This is a genomic window from Cryobacterium sp. Hb1, from assembly GCF_004403585.1.
Classification (GTDB): domain Bacteria; phylum Actinomycetota; class Actinomycetes; order Actinomycetales; family Microbacteriaceae; genus Cryobacterium; species Cryobacterium lyxosi.
On record NZ_SOHI01000008.1, the window covers coordinates 301,129 to 318,227 of the forward strand.

A 17,099-nucleotide genomic window follows, 5' to 3' on the forward strand; every position below is an offset into this window, starting at 1 on the left:
GGTTCACATGGACTGGGGAGCAATCTTTAGCAACGCAGCCGTCGAGCTGATCAGCCCGACCACTGCCGCCTACGCACTCGCCGCCCTCGGGCTCGCCGTGCACTTCGGTTACACCGGCCTGCTGAACTTCGGCCAGGCCGGGTTCATGGCTCTCGGAGCCTACGGCTACGCGATCTCGATCCTGACCTTCGGGTTTCCCGTCTGGGGCGCCTTTCTGGTCGGCGTCGGCGCGTCCGTTATCTTTGCGTTGATTTTGGGGATTCCAACGCTGCGGCTGCGCGCCGACTACCTCGCGATCGTCACAATTGCTGCCGCCGAGATTGTGCGGCTATTGTTCACGACCAACACCTACGCCTCCGTCACGGGTTCGGCCAACGGGCTCAGTGGCTACAAGAACGAGTTCGCGGCCCTCAACCCGCTCGCCGACGGCACCTACGGTTTCGGCCCTTTCACGAACAACGCCTATGACACCTGGCTGCGGATCGTGGCCTGGTCCATCGTGATTCTGGCGGCGTTGCTGGTCTGGCAGATCATGCGGAGCCCCTGGGGCCGCGTCATCAAGGGCATCCGGGAAGACGAAGACGCCGTACGCGCCCTCGGTAAGAACGTCTACGCCTACAAAATGCAATCCCTCATTTTCGGTGGCGTACTTGGAACTATCGCCGGAATGATCTTTGCCTTGCCGCGGGCGGTTGTTCCGTCGAACTATCAGACCACGCTGACCTTTTTCATCTACGCCATTCTGTTACTCGGCGGTGCTGCGACAGTGCTCGGTCCGATCATCGGTTCGATGATCTTCTGGGTGCTGTTGTCGTTCTTCTCCGGCTTCGTCGCCCGGGCTGTGGAAGCGGGCTGGTTGCCCTTCATGACGTCTATCCAAGGCGGCCAACTGCGCTTCATCCTCGTCGGGGTGGCAATCATGTTGATAGTCATCTTCAGGCCGCAAGGCATCTTCGGCAATAAGAAGGAGTTGGCTTTTGTCCGCTAACGCTGTTTCTCAGGCGGCGGCTCCGCTGGAGCCGCCCGTTCCCACCAAGAAGCCGGTCAAGACGACCGGCCTGCACATCGGCGAGGCCGGACCAGGCTGCGCAAAGGTCGATCCAATTCTCGTCGTCGATAACGTGCGCCGCACCTTCGGCGGCCTCACCGCCGTCGACGTCGCCCACGTCGAGGTTCCGCGCGGCGCGATCACCGCGCTGATCGGCCCGAACGGCGCCGGCAAGACGACCCTGTTCAACTTGCTGACCGGTTTCGACAAACCCGACAGTGGCAAGTGGACCTTTGACGGCCGTTCCCTCGCCGGAGTCCCCGCGTACAAGGTCGCCCGCATGGGGCAGATTCGCACATTCCAACTCACCAAAGCCCTCGGGCTGCTGACCGTCATGGACAACATGCTCCTCGGCGCCAAGGGCCAGACCGGCGAGAACATGTTCCGGGCCCTGATGCCGTTCCTCTGGCGCAACCAGGAGGAGGAGAACCGGGCGAAAGCGCTCGACCTGCTCACCAGGTTCAAGCTCGACACCAAGAAAAACGACTACGCGGCGAGCCTCTCCGGCGGGCAGCGCAAGCTGCTTGAAATGGCCCGGGCGCTCATGAGCGACCCGACTCTGGTGATGCTCGACGAACCGATGGCCGGGGTCAACCCCGCACTGACCCAATCGCTGCTCGATCACATTCTCAACCTCAAGTCCCAGGGTATGACCGTACTGTTCGTCGAGCACGACATGCACATGGTGCGCCACATCGCCGACTGGGTGATCGTGATGGCCGAGGGCAAGGTTGTCGCGGAGGGAGACCCCCACGAGGTCATGCAGAACCCGGCCGTGATCGACGCCTACCTGGGGCAGCACCACGACGAAGACATTGGGATAGACCCCGATGCCGAGACCGAGCACGTGTCAGCCATAAAGGAGTTGCTCGATGACGAACGCTAACCCGCTGGCCGTGCCGGCTCCAACCGAGACCCGCGACGCTGTCGTCGAGGTCAAGAACGTCACCGCCGGCTACGTGACCGGTGTGAACATTCTCAACTCCTGTTCACTCACCGCCTACGACGGTGAGCTCATCGGCATCATCGGCCCGAACGGCGCCGGCAAGTCGACGCTGCTCAAGTCGATCTTCGGCCAGGTCAAGGTGCGCGACGGCGAAATTCTGCTGCGCGGCAACAACATCACCAACCTCAAGGCCAACAAGCTGGTCGCGCAGGGCGTCGGTTTCGTGCCACAGAACAACAACGTGTTTCCCACCCTGACCATTCGCGAAAACCTTGAGATGGGCATATTTCAAAAGCCCAAAGGGCTCGTCGAACGGCTCGAATTCGTCACCGAGATCTTTCCCGAGCTTCGTAAGCGCATGTCACAGCGCGCGGGATCGCTCTCGGGTGGGGAACGCCAGATGGTCGCCATGAGCCGTGCGCTCATGATGGGTCCGCACGTGCTGCTGCTCGATGAACCGAGCGCCGGCCTCTCCCCGGTACGCCAGGACGAAGCATTCCTGAGGGTGAAGGAGATCAACAAGGCCGGCGTGACCACGATCATGGTCGAGCAGAACGCGCGTCGTTGCCTGCAGATCTGCGACCGCGGCTACGTGCTCGATCAGGGCCGGGATGCGTACACCGGCACCGGACGTGAGCTTTTGAACGACCCCAAGGTGATCGGCCTGTACCTGGGAACCCTCGGGCAGGACTAGGGCGAGTCTTCTAACCGGTGGGGCCGGGGCTCGGGCGGACACATCCACCGCGCCGTCACGATCTGGTTGGAGCCGTCAGGGGACACGCTTTGGAGGGGTGCCCCGGTTGCAGGGTGTCGGACGGCCCGGGTTACCAGCGGCGAGCTGAGGAGGCGGAGATGATCGTGAGCAGCGCGTCACGCATCGCGTCCACGTTCTCGAACTCGGGAAAGAGGTCGGCCTCAAGCGTGCGGGACTTCTCCCAGACGGCGGTGCCGGCATCCGTTCTGACCACGGAGTGTCGCCGGGCGTCGCGCTCGTCCCGGGTGCGCACGACGTAGCCCTCGCGCTCGAGTCGTTCGAGGGTGCGGGACATGGTCTGCGTTTGCACGCGGGCGGCATGTGCGAGTTCGGTCTGGCTGAGCGGCCCCGGGCCGAGCAGGTGCAGTGCGATCATGCCGGCGTGGGTGAGTCCCAGCTGGTCCAGCGCCTCCACCCAGGCGTGTTCGACCAGCCGCGCGGCGGTCGAAAGCAGGCGTCCGGTCGGCCAGCAGGCCATGGCCTCCTGCACGGGCGCCGGTATCGGCTCCTGCTCCGCTGGGGGTTCCGGATCAGGTGTAGTCATGCCCCTAATCTAGTGCTAGCGTCAACTAATCAGCTAGCTGACTAGTAGGAGACTGAGATGAAACTGAGCAGCGATCGTCTGCGCCAGACCGTGGTGCTGGTCAGTGCGATCCTGGCCATCGCGGGATCGTTCATCGGTTCGGGCGCCGCCGGCGGAACCCCGATCCAGAACGCGTCGGGCGGAGCCCTGGCCGCCGATGCGACCCCGATTGCCCCCGCCGGCCCGGCATTTGGCATCTGGACGTTGATCTACCTCGGTCTCATCGCCTACGCCATCTGGCAGTTCCTGCCGGCGCAGACAACGGATGCCCGGCAGCGCACCCTCGGCTACCCGGTCGCCGCGTCACTGGTCCTGAACGCGGCCTGGATCCTCAGCGTGCAATTCGACCTGCTCGTACTCAGCGTTCCCGTGATCGTGCTGCTTCTGGCCGTGCTTATCCGGGCGTTCCAGCTCACCCTCGCCTCGCGGCCGAAGAACCTGGTCGAGACGATCGTCGCCGACGGCACGATCGGCCTGTACCTGGGCTGGGTCAGCATCGCCACCGCGGCGAACGTGACGGCCGTGCTCGTCGCCGCCGGCTTCGGCGGCTTCGGCATCAGCCCCGACGTCTGGGCAGTCGCGGTGATCGCGGTGGCCGGTTTGGTCGGCGTGCTGATCGCACTCTTCGGGCGTGGCCGGCTCGCCCCCTCCGCGTCCCTCTGCTGGGGGCTCGCCTGGATCGCTGTCGCCCGCCTCACCGGCCCCCTTCTCTCCGCCCCGGCCGCGATCGCGGCCCTCGTCGCGGTGGTCGTCATTCTCACCGTCACCGTCACCATTCGCATCCGAAGCTCCTCCCCCTCGTCAACGCGAGGACTGGTACCCGCGTGACCAGCGCCGCCCCCACCGCACCCTCGGCCCGCCGTCGCTGGGCCGGCCTCGTCTTCATCAGCGTCGCGGTCGCCCTGATCATCGTCGACTCAACGATCATCAACGTCGCCATCCCCTCGATCGTGGATGACCTGGGCATCACGTCGACCCAGGTGCAGTGGGTGCAGGAGAGCTACACGCTCGTCTTCGCCGCGCTTCTGCTCGTGTTCGGCACGCTCGCTGACCGCTTCGGGCGCCGCCGCCTCCTGGTGCTCGGCGTGATCGTCTTCGCCACGGCATCCGTCTTCGCCGCGTTCTCCCAGTCGGGCGACCTGCTGATCCTGGCCCGGCTGATCCAGGGCGTCGGCGGCGCGATGGTACTGCCGACCACCCTGTCGATCATCAACGCCACCTTCCGTGGCCGGGACCGCGGCATCGCGTTCGCGATCTGGGGCTCGACCATCGGTGGCATGGTGGCCGTCGGCCCGCTGCTCGGCGGCTGGCTCACCACCTACTTCTCCTGGCGCTGGGCTTTCGGCATCAACGTGCCCCTCGGCATCGTCATCATCATCGGTGTGTTGGTCTTCGTGCTCGAATCCCGGGATGCCGGGGAGCCTCGCCGCGTCGACGTGGTTGGCGCCATCCTCTCGGTCATCACCAGCGCCTCGCTCGTCTTTGGGTTGATCGAGGGCCGCACCTACGGCTGGTGGCGCACCAACAACGCCCCGACGATCGGCGACTGGACCTGGCCGTACTCATGGTCGGTTATCCCGTTCGTCTTCCTGCTCACCATCGTTTGCGGGATCGCCTTCGTCTCCTGGGGCCGCTACCGGCAACGGGCCGGCCAAAGCACCCTGCTCGCCTTCTCCCTGTTCGCGATCCCCTCGTTCCGCAACGGCAACATCGCCGCCATGATCGTGTCGCTCGGCGAATTCGGCATCATCCTCTCGCTGCCGCTCTGGTTGCAGAACGTGCTCGGCTATGACGCCCTGCAGACCGGTTTCGTGCTGCTCGCCCTCGCGGTGGGCTCGTTCGTGGCCAGCGGGCTGTCGGGCGCGTTCGGCAACAAGACCTCGCCGGAGACGATCGTGCGCATGGGCATCATCGCGGAGATCATCGGTGTCACCGGGCTTGGCATCGTCATCACCGCGGAAGCCACCTGGCTATCGGTCGTGCCGTTCCTGTTCGTCTACGGGATCGGCGTCGGCCTGGCCACCGCGCAGCTGACCGGCGTGGTGCTCAAGGACGTCCCTGTGTCGCAGAGCGGCCAGGGCTCCGGCACCTCCAGCACCGCCCGGCAGATCGGGTCCGCGCTCGGAATCGCGGTGCTCGGCACGGTGCTGTTCACCGCGGTCGGCGCCTCTCTCGATGCGAAGTTGTCCTCCGTGCCGGGCTTGCCGGCCCAGACCCAGACGCAGATCGTCGACGCGGTCGTGAACAGCGCCGGCTCCGCAATCCCGGCTCTCGAGGCGCAGAGCCCGGCTGTGGCGGATGCCGCGCGGGAGGCCTTCAGCGACGGCACCCGGTACTCGGCCTTCGCTGCGGCCGGGTTTCTCGTGCTCGGCTTCCTGGCGACGCTGCGGCTCTCCGGAACGGCGCCGCACCACGAGCAGCGCGAAGAGCAAGCGGCCGGCGAGAACGTCACCGTGACCCGGACGTCGGGGGAACCGGTCTAGGGCCTGTTACTTAGAGCCTGGCGAGGGTGTTTGGCAGAAATATTGGCAGATGTCTTGTACTGGCATGGTGACGCCCGCACGCATGGAGAAGGGCCCCGGCAGAACCCGGGGCCCTTCAGGTCAGGCAGTCGAGCTAGTTGGTACGGGAGTACTTGTTTTCTGCATCGAACTTGTAGATGCCGATGGTTGCACCGGTGGGGTCGCCGTTCTCATCAAACGTGATCGGACCAGAGAAGCCGTCATAGTCGACTTGCTCACCGGCCTTGAGCGCTGCAGCAGCGGTCTTGAAGTCGGTGACCTTGGTGCCATCGCCGGTTCCGCCGGAGACCTGACGCAGATAGCTCGCAATCGACTTGCCCGACACGTCCTGGCCCGCGTAGGCGGCCAGGGCAATCAGAACGACGGCGTCATACGACTCGGCGGCATAGCTGAAGTCGGTTAGCTTCGGGTCGATTTCGAGCAGGCGCTTGGTGAAGTCACCGAGCGATGCGGTATCCAGGCCCGGCAACGTCCCTTGGGCACCTTCGATGAGGCCGGACGCGAAGTCGGCGCTGTAGTCGGAGACGTTTCCGTCGACGAGGTACAGCTTGTCGCCCGCGAAGCCCGTGGCGACCAGGTCGGGAACGATGACCTTGGCCTGGTCGAACGTGATCAGGGCAATCGCGTCGGGATCCTGAGCCGTGACCTCGGCGATCTGAGCGGTGAAGTTCGGGTCGCCCTCGTTGAACAACGCCGTCGCGACGACCTCGCCGCCGCCGGCGGTGAATGCATCACTGACGTACTTGGCCAGACCGGTTCCGTACGCATCGTTTAGCACGATCAGGCCAAGGGTGGCGTTTCCGTCTTCAGCAATCAGGTTGCCCAGCACTTCACCCTGCAGCACATCGGAGGGCGCCGTACGCCAGTACAGACCGTTATCGGCGTACGTGGTGAACGCGTCCGAGGTGTTGGCCGGGGAGAACTGCACGACACCGGCACCGGTGATCTGGTCGATCACGGTCTTGGACACACCCGATGAGGCTGCACCAACGATGGCCGAGACGTCCTGCGACAACAGGTCGGTCACGGAGACGGTGGCGGTGTCGGTCGTGGTGTCGCCCGAGTCGCGGAAGATCGCATCGATGTTGATGCCGAGGCCAGCCTCGTTGATGTCGTTGATAGCGAGCTGAACGCCCGCTTCTTCGGGCGGGCCGAGGAAGGCCAGTCCACCACTCTGCGGGAGGATAGTGCCGATCTTCAGGGAAAGATCACGATCACCAGCCTGGACCGGCTGGAAGTCTGCAGCAGAATCCGCAGTGGGAGCTGCTGATTCTGCGGGCGCCGTAGCAGCACCATTGCTGCAGCCGGTGAGCAAGAGGGCGCTCACGCCGATGAGGGCGACACCGGTAACGAGGGTATGAACTGAGCGGGAGGCCGAGGCCTTCGCGAAAACGCTCATGTTGCTCCTTGATTGATAAAGGGGTAAGACTGGTCAGCCGATTGACTGCCGTGGTGTCAGAGTAGGCAATCAATGGCCCGGAAACCTACCCCTTTATAGGAGAACTTGGTAAAGCGACCAAATCGTTACGAACGGCGGCCGGTCATCCCTTGATAATCGATGATCTGGTTCTGCGTCAGGGCAAAAACACACTCTCCCCAGGATGCGCACACGGCGGTTCCCGAAACCACCCGGGGCCAGCCCGCTTCGAGCGAGGCACCACCATCGTCCGCGGTGATGACCGCGGCTAGGGCTGCCGTGATGACCCCGTCATAGGCTTCCGAGCCGCCAGCCGTGGCCGTCAGCCCTGGGTCGGCGGTCTCCAGCCGGGCAGTGAACTCCTCGTCAGCGGCAAGCGGGGTTCCCCCGTTGGCAAAGTCGATGAGGGCCACGATGGCCGTGTTGCCAGCAAAACTGTCAACATCCGCTGGCAGCGCTGTCGTTGCATCCCACAGCACCAGGTCGACGCCGCGCGCCGCGAGGTCGGCGTAGGCGGCGGCGAGGTCGCCGTCGGAGTTGCGGTGAATGAGCTGCACGGGGTGGGTGGGAGTGGTCTGGTCGGCGAGGATATCGCGCACGGCGATTTCGGTGCCGGCTACCTGGGCCGCGCCGCTCGCAGCATTATCACCGGTCATGGGAAACAGCGTGCCGATGCTCAGCGTGCCGTCGCCGGTCGGGCTGGTGCTGGTGCTGCTGCTGGTGCTGCTGCTAGCGACCGGAGTTGGGATCGTGGTCGACGTGGACGTCGGCGCACCACGACAGCCAGTGAGGGCCAGGGCGAGCAGAAAAACTACCGCGATCATGGGGCGATGGGGCATGTGAATCCTCAAGTACTGAACTGAAGTGGGCTGAAACGTGCGAGCTGACGGTTCAACGTATCGACTGGTCGGCCCGTTCTTTGGAGCTAGGCGACTTCACGGATGCTGCGCCGGGGACTGCGACCGGAAGCCACCATGTCAACCGTCAAAATGATCAGGGCCACCCAGACCAGTCCGAAGCCGACCCAGCGTTCGAAGGGCATTTCCTCGTTCAGAATGAACACGCCCACGAGGAACTGGAGCACCGGCGCCACGAATTGAATGAGCCCGAGCACGGTCAACGGCAGCCGCCGAGCGGCCGCGGCGAACAGCAGCAGCGGCACCGCGGTGATGATCCCGGCCGCGAGCAGGCTCGCCGTGTGCCAGGGCGACACCGTGCCGAAGGTGATTCCGGAGAGTCCCGAGACGACAACGAGCTGCACGACGGCGACCGGGGCCAGCCACGCGGTCTCCAGGGTGAGGCCGGTGACGGCATCCACACTCGGACCGACGCGCTTTTTGATCAGACCGTACAGCCCGAAGGAAAATGCGAGAATGAGCGAGATCCACGGCAGGGAACCGTATCCGACGGCGAGAACGACGACGGCGACACAGCTGACCACGATGGCCACCCACTGCAGCCGGCGCAAATTTTCCCGCAGCACGAAGACGCCGAGTAACACGGTAACGATCGGATTGATGAAGTAGCCCAAGGCCGCTTCGACGACGTGGCCGGTGGTCGCGGCGATCACGTAGGTCTGCCAGTTGATGAAAATGAACACCCCGGCCAGGCCCATGGTCCACACCAGGCGCCGCTGCCGCAGGGCCCGCCCGAGCACCGTCCAGGTGCGGGTGACCGTGATGATCAGAGCGCAGAAGACGAGCGAGAACAGCACCCGCCAGGCCACGATTTCAAACGCGCCGGAGGGCGCGAGTAGCAGAAAATAGAGCGGCAGCGCACCCCAGAGGGCATAGGAGAGACCACCGAAGACAAGGCCGGCACGGTACGTGGAATGGGCTGTCGTGCGGTGCGATGCGGCAGCATCCGTCATGGTCTTCTCCTGCGGAACAAAAGTGCACAAACAAAAAACTCCCGAACAGCAATGCTATTCGGGAGTTTCAGTCTAGAGACTAGGAGCGAAGAGAACTACCTAGCGTACGACGACGGCGAGCACGTCGCGAGCGGAGAGAACCAGCAGGTCATCGCCACCGAACTTGACCTCGGTTCCGCCGTACTTGGAGTAGATCACCTTGTCGCCGACGGCGATGTCGAGGGGGACGCGGTTGCCGTTGTCGTCAATGCGGCCGGGGCCGACTGCAACAACTTCGCCCTCTTGGGGCTTTTCCTTCGCGGTGTCAGGAATGACCAGACCTGATGCGGTGGTCTGCTCAGCGTCGACCTGCTTGATGACGATGCGATCCTCGAGCGGCTTGATGGAGACCGACACGGTTGACCTCTTTCTAAGATTTGGGTTAGCAGACTCCCAGCGAGAGTGCCAAGTGAAGTTTAGGGGGGTTCTGGCACTCACGCAACGTGAGTGCCAGATGGGGGGTCATTTTGCTAACGTTGCAGCATGGATCGAACCGAACTCGTTGAGCTGCTTTCCCCCGCGAGTTTGCGACTGCTGGACTCCCTGCCGCCGTATGACAGCCATGGCGACGTGCTGAAGCTTGTGAGCGATCTGCGCAAGGCCGGACACCCATCCGACGTCGTGTCGGCCGTGCTCAACCAGTCCCGGCTTCGGGCGAAGGCCACCGTCAAGTTCGGTGAATTCGCCGAGCGGATGCTGTTCACGGAGGCTGGCCTGGAGCAAGCGACACGATTGCGAGTCGCCGCGCTGCACGCCGGTCGGTTCGCCGGGCTCGGCACAGCCCTTGGCCGCCCGCCGCGGGTCGCCGACCTCGGCTGCGGCATCGGCGGCGACGCTATGGCACTCGCCGCCCTGGACGTTTCGGTCGTCGCCATCGACGCCGACGAGGTCACGGCGACCGTCGCGAGCTTCAACCTTGCACCGTTTCCCAACGCTTCTGCCCTGCAGGCCGACGCGGAGACGTTCGACCTGGGCGACTTCGACGCGGTCTGGCTCGACCCAGCCCGCCGCACGAGTGGACACAGCAACACGACGCGGCTGACCCGCTCCGAGGACTACTCCCCCTCACTCGACTTCGCGTACCTGCTGGCCACCCGCTTGCCGCTCGGGATGAAGCTCGGCCCCGGTCACGACCGCGACCGGATTCCTGTCGACGCCGAGGCCCAGTGGGTGTCGGTGGATGGCCAGCTGGTGGAAATGGGGCTGTGGTTTGGCGCACTCGCGCGCACCGGCATCCGTCGATCGGCTCTGCTCTTGGCTCCCGACGGCACGCACGAACTGACTGCCCCCGAAGACAGTGCAGACGTCGAAGCGGGCAGCCTGGGAAATTACGTATATGAACCCGATGGCGCGGTGATTCGGGCGCGCCTGATCGGTGATCTAGCCCGCTCGCTGGACGCGCATATGTTGAGCGAGGGCATCGCCTACCTGACCAACGACAAGCTCACTCCAACACCGTTCGCGAGCGCGTTCCGGGTGCTCGAGACTCTGCCCTTCGACGAAAAGAAGCTGCGGTTGGCGTTGCTTCAGCGACGGATCGGCACCCTCGAAATCAAAAAACGCGGCGTCGACGTGGATCCGGCGACGTTGCGCACCCGACTCAAGCTCAAGGGGCCCGAGTCAGCGACCTTGATTCTGACGCGCGCGGCCGGGCAGCGCGTTGCGCTGCTCGTGGAACGTGTGCGCTAGCTGGCGAGCTTGCTGCCCAACTGCGAAAATTCTCGGCGGGTACGCGTTGTCGAGCGAATTTCCAAAGTTCGGTACGGACCGCCCTAGAGCAGGGGCAGCACGGTCTGACTGATAAAGACCACCCAGCCGGCCGCGAGTAGAACGCCAACGAGACCGCTCACAAGACCACTGAGCCAGAGAGTACGCGCCCGGTTCTCGGTGATGCGCGCGATCAGCGCGAGGGTGATCGCGATGAGCGCTGGCGGCAGACCGAACACACCGATCACTCCCAAGCCGAGCCCGGCCAGGCCACAACCCACGGCGGCGATCGAGAGCCGGCGGCGGCCGGTGATGCGCTCTACCTCCGCCTCAGTGTAGATGTACGGCACGAACTCGGTGGGAGCGGTCACGGTGGACGCCCAGTCGAGCTGGCTGCCCGGCGGCGCGGGAGCACGCGTGTAGCCCAGCTGCGCCGAGGCGTCATCGTGCTGGTGGTGTGTCGTCATGGGTGTCCTCTGGCCGCGAACCGCGAGCAACGGAACGCTGGGATCAACCCGTAGTCGGTCGAAACGTGCCGAGCGGCCCCGCACGGGGCCAATGCTGCGTCGTTATCTGTAATAGCCCGCGCCCGTGGAGGCTGCGGCAATCACGAAAGCGATCGTGATAATGGTGAAAATGGTGCCGCCGAGCAGTCCGACGTAGCCGAGGATGGTTCCCCAGAGAGCGAGCCCGCGTCCCTTTTCGCCGGTTTTCTTGATCTGGCTCAGGGCGATGTGGCCGGTGACGATACCGACGACCGAGACGAGGAGGATCGAGGTAACGAGCGAGATGATCGACAGAACGTTGTACTTGTCCTGCGGGTTCTGTTGGCCGTACGGATTCTGGCCGTAGGCCGGCGGCTGACCGTATCCCGGCGCTTCCTGACCTCCCGTTGCCTGGTAACTTGGTGCCGCCGGATAGGCCGGAGCGGACGGAGTTTCGTAAGCGGGGGGTGCGCTGGGACCGGTCGTCCTAGAGCGCGTCGGGTCACTGTTCTCCGGATTGGCGGGGGGCTGGGTGGGATCAGACATCTGCGGTCTCCTCTGTGCTAAAAGTTCAGGGTCGCTCGACCAGAATATCGCGTGAGCCTGCGAGTCGGTGACTTCCGGGGCAGATCAGACCTGAATCTGGTCGACCGGCAGGGTAGAGTCGGCGCCGAATTCCAGCGTTGAAGGTTCGCGTCCAGCCATGATGAGCTGCGCGCCCAGGGCTGCAATCATGGCGCCGTTGTCGGTGCACAGAGAGAGGGGCGGGATGCGCAAGGCGATGCCGGCGGCATCCGTTCTTTCGGTGGCTACTTGGCGCAGCCGCTGGTTAGCGATGACACCGCCGCCGAGCAGCAGCCGCGGCACGCCGTAGTCGGCGCAGGCCGCGAGAGCCTTGGTGAGCAGAATGTCGACGACCGCCTCGCGAAAACTCGCCGCAACGTCGGCCGTGGGCACCGGTTCGCCGGCATCCTGACGCTGTTCCACGAAGCGGGCGACCGAGGTTTTCAGCCCCGAAAAGGAGAAATCGTAGCGGTGCGCGGCCATGTCCTTGGGCTGGCTGAGACCGCGCGGAAAGCGAATGGCCTTCGGGTTACCGTCAGCGGCGACTCGGTCGATCTGCGGTCCGCCGGGGTAGGGCAGCGAGAGCAGCCGGGCCACCTTGTCGAAGGCTTCGCCAGCGGCATCGTCAATGGTCTCGCCGAGCAGTTCGACGTCGCTGACCAGGTCGCGCACCAGCAGCAGCGAGGTATGCCCGCCGGAGACCAGCAGCGCGATCGTCGGGTACTCGAGCGGGACTGCGTCGCTGGTGTCGGTCCTGCTGGTGGGAATGGAACGATGCAGCAGGTCGGCCCCGACATGGCCGACCAAGTGGTTGACCGCGTAGATCGGCTTGTCAAGCGCAACGGCGAGCGCCTTCGCAGCGCCGACACCGACCATCAGGGCGCCGGAGAGTCCGGGCCCGCAGGTGACGGCGATGGCATCAAGATCGTGCAGGCGGATGCCGGCCTCCGCGATGGCCGCGTTGATGGCCGGCACCAGTTCATCGAGGTGCGCGCGGGCCGCGATCTCAGGCACGACGCCGCCATAGCGGGCGTGCTCGTCCATCGAGCTCGCGATGGTATTGGACAGCAGGGTGGTTCCGCGCACGATGCCGATGCCGGTTTCGTCGCATGAGGTCTCGATGCCGAGCACGAGGGGATCGGTGCGGTTCATAATCGTCACGGGAACTCCACGGCTACTAGCATTGATTCCAATTCGGGAATATTCAGGCGCATGACGATAGCGTCGACGTTGTCTGGCTGGTAGTAACCGCGGCGCACCCCCACGTCAAGGAATCCGAGGCGCTGGTACAGGCGCTGGGCACCCGGATTATCGGCGCGAACCTCGAGAAAGATCAGCCGGGCGCCGCGTTTGCGAGCTTCGCTGATGAGCGCCTCCATGAGTGCACGGCCGAGTCCGTGACCGCGGGCCGTGTCGGCGACGGCGATGGTCTGGATGTCGCCTTCTGTGGCGCCTTGGGGAGCGAGCAGTCCGGCGTAGGCTTCGATCGTGCGCGGGGAATCCGGCGGGAAAGCCACGAGGTAGTAGCAGGCCGGGTCTCCGAGATCGCGCAGCATCATGGGCGCCGACCAGGCATCGTTTTCAAAAATGGTCGTCTCGAGGTGCATGATGGCAACCAGGTCGGGTTCGTGCGCGCGGCGCAGCTGCCAGGTCATCGGCTGACCCGCTTGGGGCCGTTCGACAATGTGACATCAGGTGAGCGCAAGTACAACGGCGCATTGGCCGCGAAAGGGCGGTGGTGGGCGAAACTCAGCTCGGCCACCAGTCCGAGGTCTCCAGCCGCCACCGTGGCGGCGTCGATTCGGGGCCACAGCGCGTGCAGCCAGGTCGGGTCGTCGAGTTCGGCCGGTTTGGCGAGGCCGGGCACACCGACGCGCACCGGCAGACCCACGACATCCGCTTGGGAATAGGCGCTCCAGTAGATTTCGCGGCGGCGGGCGTCGGTCACGACGACGAGCGGTCCACTGTGTCCACGGCGGTAGTGGCCGTAGGCGATGGCATCGTGGCTGATGACCGGCACGAGCGGTTTGCCGGCTCCGAGGGCGAAGACACGGGCCGAGGCGATGCCGACGCGCAGACCGGTGAAGGGTCCGGGGCCCATACCGCCGACCACGCCGGAGAGTGCACCGGGCGCGATATCCGCTTCCCGCAGACACTCGAGAATGAACGGGCCGACGATTTCGGCGTGGCGCATCGTGTCGGCCTCGCCGCGTTCGGCGATCACACCCCGGGTGAGGTCGACGACGGCAACGCTCGTGCCAGCAGAGGTATCAATGGCGAGTAGCACTCGTTCAGCCTAGCTTTGATGGGGCAAGCGTTTTGCGCGCCGGGCTCCGGTGTGATCAGGTCAGAAAGAGCACGGTGGCGGCCGTTAGTGCAACGACGACGAGGATCGTGCGCAACACCGGGGCCGAGAGGCGCCGACCGATACGGGCGCCGATCCAACCGCCGAAGGCTGACCCCACGCCGATCAACAGAGCGATCACCCAGTCCACGGTTCCGCTCGAGATGAAAATGATCGCCGACACGAGGTTGGCCGTGCCGGCCAGAACGTTCTTGGCTCCGTTTGCCCGATGTATATCGGTGGACCAGAGGATTCCCAACAGGGCAAGGAGCACCACACCCTGGGCCGCTCCGAAGTATCCACCGTACACACCCGTACCGAGAATGCCGAGTACCAAACCGAACGTGATCGGGCGGGTGTCGGTGGTGGTGCCTTCTGGCGCTTTGCGCCGAACGTACCGTGCCACTTTGGGCTGCACCGCCGAAAGCATGGCGGCCAACAGCAGGAGGAACGGAACGACCACCGAGAAGGCCTCCTCCGGCAGGATCAGCAGCAGCAAACCGCCGGTCACCCCACCGACAGCCGAAAACACGGCCATCCAGGCCACCGGCCGCCACTGTGACTTGAGTTCCCGCCGGTAACCGTAGGCACCCGCGACCGACCCGGGAACCAGACCAACGGTGTTCGACACGTTCGCGGTGATCGGCGGGACGCCCAGGGCCAGCAGCGTAGGAAAAGTGATCAGGGTCCCCGCGCCGGCGACCACGTTGATGATGCCAGCGGCAATGCCCGCGACCAGAATGATCGCGCCTTCAAGAAGAGTCATTGAGTAAGAGTTCCCTGTGTTTGAGTGTTCAACGGCGACATCGCCGACAGCGGGCACCAGCAGACACGCTAGACCAACGCCAGACGGTCCCAGCGGGGGCCGTGACCGGCCAGGGTCACGGTACGCGGCTCATCCAGATCGTGATCCAGGTCGAGAACGGATGCTGCAGCATCCGCTTCCGACGTCACGAGCGCGCGGCCCTGCGGCCGCTCGATCTCGATGTCCAGCCAGGATTCGGTGATGCCATCGAGCAGGCCGCGGCCCCACTCGACCACGACGATCGAGCGGGCGAAGTCGATATCGAGGTCGTCGAGTTCCATGGCGCTGCCGAGGCGGTACGCGTCGACGTGTACGAACGGCGGCCCGCCCACGAGACTGGGATGTGTGCGAGCGAGCACGAAAGTAGGGCTGGTCACGGCTCCACGCACCTGCAGCCCCTCGCCGAGGCCGCGCGTCAGCGTGGTCTTGCCCGCCCCCAGCGGTCCGGTGAGCACGATGAGGTCACCGGCCAGTAAGATACCGGCGAGATCCACCCCGAACCGGTGCATCGCCGCCGCATTCGCAATCGTGCGGTGCAGCTCAGCCATTGATGTGTCGCCGCGTCACCCGGGGCCCGATTCGCGTGACGATCTCATAGTTGATCGTGCCGGCGGCGTCGGCCCAGTCGGTGGCACTCGGCGCGCCCGTGGCCGGGTCGCCGAACAGTACAACCTCGTCGCCGACAGCCACGCCCGGGTTTTCGGAGCCGAGGTTCACGACAAACTGGTCCATCGCCACCCGTCCGACCAGCGGGTAGTTCGCGCTGTGAATGTGCACGAGCGCCGCCCCCGAGGCCTGCCGCGGAACACCGTCGGCATAGCCGAGCGGCACGAGCACGAGCGTGGAATCCTGCGGCGCGCGCCACAGGTAGTCATACGAGACTCCGGCGCCGGCACTGACCCGGCGCGCCAGGGCTACCCGGCCGCGCAGGGTCATGGCCGGAATCAAGCCGAGGTCGGCCGAGGTTGCATCGTCAAAGGGCGACAGCCCGTAGATAGTGATGCCGAATCGCACCATGGTGAAGCGAGCGGCCGGCAGCCGCAGTGCCGCTGCGGACGATGCAAGATGCACGAGCGTGGGGGTCAGCCCGGCCGCGCGGGCGGCAGCGACGCCGCGTTCGAAGCATTCGAGCGCCTGCTGGTCATCGAACGCCGACGCATTGGCAAGGTGGCTCATGACACCGTCGACGCGCAGCAGCCCGACCCTCTCGAGCGCAGCGGCGAGCGCGAAAACCTCGGCCCAGTCGTTCTCGTGCACGCCGTTCCGGTTGAGGCCGGTTTCCAGTTTCAGATGAACGGATGCGCTCTGGCCGAGTTCCGCCGCGGCATCCGCTGCCTGTTGCACCTGTTGCGCTGAGGAGAGCCCGAGCGTGACGTCGTCGTCGATCGCGGCGCTGAAATCGGCGTCGGGGTCGTGCAGCCAGGCGAGAATCGGTGCATCGATTCCGGCGTCACGCAGAACCAGGGCCTCGTCGATGTCGGCGACGCCGAGCCAGTCGGCCCCGCCCGCGAGAGCAGCACGCGCCACCGGCACAGCACCATGACCGTAGGCGTTGGCTTTGACGACCGCCATGGCGTGCGCGGTGCCGGCGACAGCGCGCAGGTGAGCCATGTTGTGGCGAATGGCGGCGAGGTCGACCACGGCCTCGCGAAAACCGGTCACTGCTCCCCCTCGGCGACGACGAAGGCGCAAGCCACGCCCGCGTCGTGCGTCATGGTGACGTGCACCCGGGTGATGCCACGCTCGGTGAGCACCGCCTGGGCCGCCCCGCTGAGTTGGAATTCCGGATTGCCGTGCGGGTCGTTCACAATTTCCATCTCGTGCCAGGTAGCGCCCCCACTGTCACCGAGGGCCTTGATCAGGGCTTCCTTGGCGGCGAAACGCGCTGCGAGAGAGTGCACCGGCAGACCGCGTTCGTTTTCCGTGAACAACCGCGGCACCAGGCGCGGCGTGCGCGCGACCTGACGTGCGAACCGCGCCAGGTCGACCACGTCCACCCCGATGCCCTTGATCAT

At 65.1% G+C, this 17,099-nt stretch carries 20 protein-coding genes; 6 read left to right on the top strand and 14 right to left on the bottom strand.

The features are described 5' to 3' along the window. Positions 1–7: 7 nt before the first annotated feature. Genes E3T38_RS03260 through E3T38_RS03270 form a run of 3 tightly spaced genes read left to right on the top strand, consistent with a single transcriptional unit; the run spans position 8 to position 2,688 of the window. Entirely contained in the window at positions 8–988 is a 981-nt protein-coding gene (locus tag E3T38_RS03260) for a branched-chain amino acid ABC transporter permease (protein ID WP_104198424.1), read from the top strand. 25 nt (positions 989–1,013) lie between these two features. After that, entirely contained in the window at positions 1,014–1,934 is a 921-nt protein-coding gene (locus tag E3T38_RS03265; protein WP_194088091.1) for an ABC transporter ATP-binding protein, read from the top strand. Beyond that, on the top strand, positions 1,921–2,688 hold the full coding sequence (locus E3T38_RS03270; protein WP_104127893.1) for an ABC transporter ATP-binding protein: 768 nt from the start codon (positions 1,921–1,923) through the stop codon (positions 2,686–2,688). The genes E3T38_RS03265 and E3T38_RS03270 overlap by 14 nt, the downstream gene beginning before the upstream one ends. A gap of 130 nt (positions 2,689–2,818) precedes the next feature. Here the strand turns inward: E3T38_RS03270 and E3T38_RS03275 are convergent, their stop codons facing one another. Next, positions 2,819–3,292 (bottom strand): MarR family winged helix-turn-helix transcriptional regulator, encoded by a 474-nt coding sequence (locus E3T38_RS03275; protein ID WP_241984267.1) that lies wholly within the window; start codon positions 3,290–3,292, stop codon positions 2,819–2,821. 57 nt (positions 3,293–3,349) lie between these two features. Between E3T38_RS03275 and E3T38_RS03280 the strand changes: the two genes are divergently transcribed. Both E3T38_RS03280 and E3T38_RS03285 read left to right on the top strand, forming a co-directional pair. After that, positions 3,350–4,159: a TspO/MBR family protein gene (locus tag E3T38_RS03280; RefSeq protein ID WP_134546150.1), complete on the top strand. Its 810-nt coding sequence runs from the start codon at positions 3,350–3,352 to the stop codon at positions 4,157–4,159. Then, positions 4,156–5,814, top strand: a complete 1,659-nt coding sequence (locus E3T38_RS03285; protein WP_134546152.1) for an MFS transporter — start codon at positions 4,156–4,158, stop codon at positions 5,812–5,814. The genes E3T38_RS03280 and E3T38_RS03285 overlap by 4 nt, the downstream gene beginning before the upstream one ends. A gap of 133 nt (positions 5,815–5,947) precedes the next feature. On the opposite strand, the gene E3T38_RS03290 is transcribed toward E3T38_RS03285, so the two are convergent. The 4 genes from E3T38_RS03290 to groES all read right to left on the bottom strand — a co-directional run bounded on the left by E3T38_RS03290 (position 5,948) and on the right by groES (position 9,536). Next, positions 5,948–7,252, bottom strand: a complete 1,305-nt coding sequence (locus E3T38_RS03290; protein ID WP_134546154.1) for an ABC transporter substrate-binding protein — start codon at positions 7,250–7,252, stop codon at positions 5,948–5,950. 125 nt (positions 7,253–7,377) lie between these two features. Continuing rightward, the gene (locus tag E3T38_RS03295) at positions 7,378–8,109 is read right to left on the bottom strand and encodes a hypothetical protein (protein ID WP_134546156.1); all 732 of its coding nucleotides are present in this window, start codon (positions 8,107–8,109) and stop codon (positions 7,378–7,380) included. Between the two features lie 86 nt (positions 8,110–8,195). Beyond that, positions 8,196–9,140 (bottom strand): EamA family transporter RarD, encoded by a 945-nt coding sequence (rarD, locus tag E3T38_RS03300; RefSeq protein WP_134546158.1) that lies wholly within the window; start codon positions 9,138–9,140, stop codon positions 8,196–8,198. Positions 9,141–9,239: 99 nt separating this feature from the next. After that, on the bottom strand, positions 9,240–9,536 hold the full coding sequence (gene groES, locus E3T38_RS03305; RefSeq protein ID WP_092107311.1) for a co-chaperone GroES: 297 nt from the start codon (positions 9,534–9,536) through the stop codon (positions 9,240–9,242). A gap of 126 nt (positions 9,537–9,662) precedes the next feature. On the opposite strand from groES, the gene E3T38_RS03310 reads away from it, so the two are divergent. Then, positions 9,663–10,868, top strand: a complete 1,206-nt coding sequence (locus E3T38_RS03310) for a class I SAM-dependent methyltransferase (RefSeq protein WP_134546160.1) — start codon at positions 9,663–9,665, stop codon at positions 10,866–10,868. Between the two features lie 83 nt (positions 10,869–10,951). Here E3T38_RS03310 and E3T38_RS03315 read toward each other — a convergent pair whose 3' ends face one another. The 9 genes from E3T38_RS03315 to E3T38_RS03355 all read right to left on the bottom strand — a co-directional run bounded on the left by E3T38_RS03315 (position 10,952) and on the right by E3T38_RS03355 (position 17,099). Next, positions 10,952–11,353: a hypothetical protein gene (locus E3T38_RS03315; RefSeq protein ID WP_134546162.1), complete on the bottom strand. Its 402-nt coding sequence runs from the start codon at positions 11,351–11,353 to the stop codon at positions 10,952–10,954. A 102-nt stretch (positions 11,354–11,455) separates the two neighbouring features. Further along, entirely contained in the window at positions 11,456–11,917 is a 462-nt protein-coding gene (locus E3T38_RS03320) for a DUF4190 domain-containing protein (RefSeq protein WP_134546164.1), read from the bottom strand. Positions 11,918–12,001: 84 nt separating this feature from the next. Continuing rightward, a complete protein-coding gene (gene tsaD, locus E3T38_RS03325; RefSeq protein ID WP_134546441.1) occupies positions 12,002–13,087 on the bottom strand; it encodes a tRNA (adenosine(37)-N6)-threonylcarbamoyltransferase complex transferase subunit TsaD in 1,086 nt (361 codons plus the stop codon). Between the two features lie 5 nt (positions 13,088–13,092). Beyond that, positions 13,093–13,590 carry a ribosomal protein S18-alanine N-acetyltransferase gene (rimI, locus tag E3T38_RS03330; RefSeq protein ID WP_134546166.1) on the bottom strand — a complete coding sequence of 166 codons (498 nt, stop codon included), beginning with the start codon at positions 13,588–13,590 and terminating at the stop codon, positions 13,093–13,095. Further along, positions 13,587–14,222, bottom strand: a complete 636-nt coding sequence (gene tsaB / locus E3T38_RS03335) for a tRNA (adenosine(37)-N6)-threonylcarbamoyltransferase complex dimerization subunit type 1 TsaB (protein WP_134546168.1) — start codon at positions 14,220–14,222, stop codon at positions 13,587–13,589. The genes rimI and tsaB overlap by 4 nt, the downstream gene beginning before the upstream one ends. A 55-nt stretch (positions 14,223–14,277) precedes the next feature. Then, on the bottom strand, positions 14,278–15,045 hold the full coding sequence (locus E3T38_RS03340) for a sulfite exporter TauE/SafE family protein (protein ID WP_134546170.1): 768 nt from the start codon (positions 15,043–15,045) through the stop codon (positions 14,278–14,280). Positions 15,046–15,113: 68 nt separating this feature from the next. Continuing rightward, the gene (gene tsaE / locus E3T38_RS03345) at positions 15,114–15,632 is read right to left on the bottom strand and encodes a tRNA (adenosine(37)-N6)-threonylcarbamoyltransferase complex ATPase subunit type 1 TsaE (RefSeq protein WP_198417288.1); all 519 of its coding nucleotides are present in this window, start codon (positions 15,630–15,632) and stop codon (positions 15,114–15,116) included. Then, complete coding sequence (gene alr, locus E3T38_RS03350) at positions 15,625–16,695, bottom strand: alanine racemase (protein ID WP_134546445.1); 1,071 nt, start codon at positions 16,693–16,695, stop codon at positions 15,625–15,627. Before alr ends, tsaE begins: the two co-directional genes overlap by 8 nt. Before the next feature lie 47 nt (positions 16,696–16,742). Continuing rightward, positions 16,743–17,099, bottom strand: coding sequence for a holo-ACP synthase (locus E3T38_RS03355; protein ID WP_134546172.1), 357 nt, complete (start codon positions 17,097–17,099; stop codon positions 16,743–16,745).